Source organism: Candidatus Ruminimicrobium bovinum (genome assembly GCF_902760015.1).
Classification (GTDB): domain Bacteria; phylum Elusimicrobiota; class Endomicrobiia; order Endomicrobiales; family Endomicrobiaceae; genus Ruminimicrobium; species Ruminimicrobium bovinum.
The window spans coordinates 1-2,575 of record NZ_CACWEU010000057.1 but is presented as its reverse complement, the minus strand read 5'-3'; the positions used below and the strand labels follow the sequence as shown (position 1 = coordinate 2,575).

At 28.3% G+C, this 2,575-nt stretch carries 2 protein-coding genes; both read left to right on the top strand.

Annotated elements, in window-relative coordinates:
• Window positions 1–243: 243 nt before the first annotated feature.
• Entirely contained in the window at window positions 244–1,290 is a 1,047-nt protein-coding gene (locus ACMUOV_RS02060; RefSeq protein WP_413853310.1) for a DNA cytosine methyltransferase, read from the top strand.
• On the top strand, window positions 1,277–2,575 hold a 1,299-nt coding region (locus tag ACMUOV_RS02055), incomplete at its 3' end, for an ATP-binding protein (protein ID WP_413853308.1). The genes ACMUOV_RS02060 and ACMUOV_RS02055, both read left to right, overlap by 14 nt.

Below are 2,575 nucleotides of genomic sequence, written 5' to 3'. Positions count from 1 at the left end.
TTATTTGATAAAGCATATTTATCAAAAGAAAAAGCAGATACTTGGTACAATAATAACATAATTTCCAATCTATAATAATTTCTAAGGATTCAAAATTGATAAAACTTAAAATATAAACTACAGTGCAAACTTAACAATAGAATATCCATATATTTGACAAAAATAATAAATAAAAAACTTTTTATTTATATTGAAAATTAGTATAATATACTTGTTGTATAATAAATTTTATCTAAATTAAAAATGTCAGAACAAAAATTTAAAGCAATAGATTTCTTTTGTGGTGGCGGAGGAATGACCTGTGGGCTTAAGCAAGCAGGTATTGATGTCGTTGCCGGTATAGATTTTGATAACGATGCAAAAGAAACTTACGAATTTAATAATAAATGCCATTTTATACATTCCGATATAAAAAGATTGCACACCAATTTTTTTGAACGAAAATTCAGCATAAAAAGGAATGACGATAATTTAATTTTTGTCGGATGTAGTCCTTGTCAATTTTACAGCATTATAAATACGGATAAAAATAAATCCATAAAATCAAAAGATTTATTAATGAATTTTTTTCGTTTTGTCGAGTATTATAGACCGGGGTATGTCTTGGTTGAAAATGTTCCTGGTATTTTGACCAATAAAGATAGTATTTTACCTGAGTTTTTATCAAAACTAAAAAGTATAGGTTATAATGAAAAAAATAAAGTTGTAGATATGAGTTTTTATGGAGTTCCACAAACAAGGAAGAGATTTTCTTTGATAGCTACAAGATTAAATAAAGAAATTATTTTTCCAGAAGAAGATAATAAACAATCATTACTTAAAGATTTTATAGGTAAACATAACGGTTTTCCGGTTCTTAAAGCAGGGAATAAAGATAAAACGGTTTTGTGTCATACGGTTGCAGGTTTAAGTGAAAAAGGATTAAAGAGAGTGCAAAAAACGAAACATGATGGTGGTAGTCGTTTTGATTGGGCGGAAGATCCTGAATTACAATTGAAATGTTTTGTCGGTAAAGATAATAGTTTTAAAGATACTTATGGCCGTATGTGGTGGAATAAACCTGCATCGACAATTACAACAAAATTTTTCAGCATTTCAAATGGCCGTTTCGGGCATCCTGAAGAGGATCGTGCTATTTCTTTAAGAGAAGGTGCAACATTACAAACTTTTCCAAAAGATTATGTTTTTAAAACAAAAAGTATTTCCACAACGGCAAAACTTATAGGCAATGCCGTTCCTTGCGAATATGCAAGAAGATTAGGAGAGATTATAATTTATGGAAGAAAATAAAAAATTAGAAATGAGTTTTGAGCTTCACACAATTGAACATTTAGGTGTTAAAATGTATTCTGTCTTGCCAAATGCTATTGCAGAATTGATAGCAAATGCATATGATGCCGAAGCTAACAATGTATATATTAAATTATATGATAGAGAAGGTAATAAAAGTATTGTTGTTATTGATGATGGTTTGGGAATGTCTTTTGATGAACTTAATGATAAATTTTTGCATATAGGAAGAAAAAGAAGAATTGAAGATAATGGAATGAGTCCTAACGGATTGAGAAAAGTTACTGGTAGAAAAGGTTTGGGGAAATTGGCTTTTTTTGGTATAGGAGATACAATAAGAATTACAACTAAAAAAGATGGTAAAAAAGTTGAGTTTTCATTAAATTGGTCAGAGATAAAAAATTCTACAGCTTCTACATATGAACCTAAATTTAAAATTTCAGATTGTAATGTTAAAGAAATAGGAACAGAGATAGAATTAACAGAATTGAAGAGGAAATCTTCCTTTAATAAAGAATCCTTATCATTAAGTCTTTCAAAGTTGTTTAATTTTTTTGATTCCGATTTTAAAGTTTATATTTCCATTAATGACGATAATAATTTATTAATTGATAACAAACTTAAATATGAAAATCTTGATAAACAAATAGAATGGATATTGCCAAATAATAATGATATAAAAAATGAATATTTGGATAATAAAAAAGTTTCTGGTTGTATAATAGCAACAGAAAAACCTTTAAAACCCGGTTTAAGAGGAATAACTCTTTTTGCCCACGGTCGTTTAGTCAATGTTCCAGAATTTTTTGGAGTAGGAGAATCAAGTCACGGATATTCTTATTTGATGGGTTGGCTTAATGTCGATTTTATTGATGAACTTGAAGAAGATGTTATTTCCACTGATAGACAATCTCTTAATTGGGATTTACCTATTACTAATGAATTAAGAAATAATTTACAGAGATTATTAAAAGATATAGAAATAGATTGGAGAGCAAAAAGAAAAATAGAGAAACAAAAACAAATCTTAAATAAATCAAAAATAAACTTCGGTGAATGGTATAGTAAACTTCCTAGAAATATAAAAACTGATGTTGAGAAGATTGTTGATTCTGTTTATGATTCAGAGTTGACAACAGATAAACAGAACAATGTTATTGATATATTACATGGGTTGATTCCTGAATATGTTAATTATCATTGGAGGCATATCCATCCGACAATTCGCGATGCATCTTTTAACGATTATAAAAAAGCTGATTTTTACAGAGCTGTATTGGAGGCT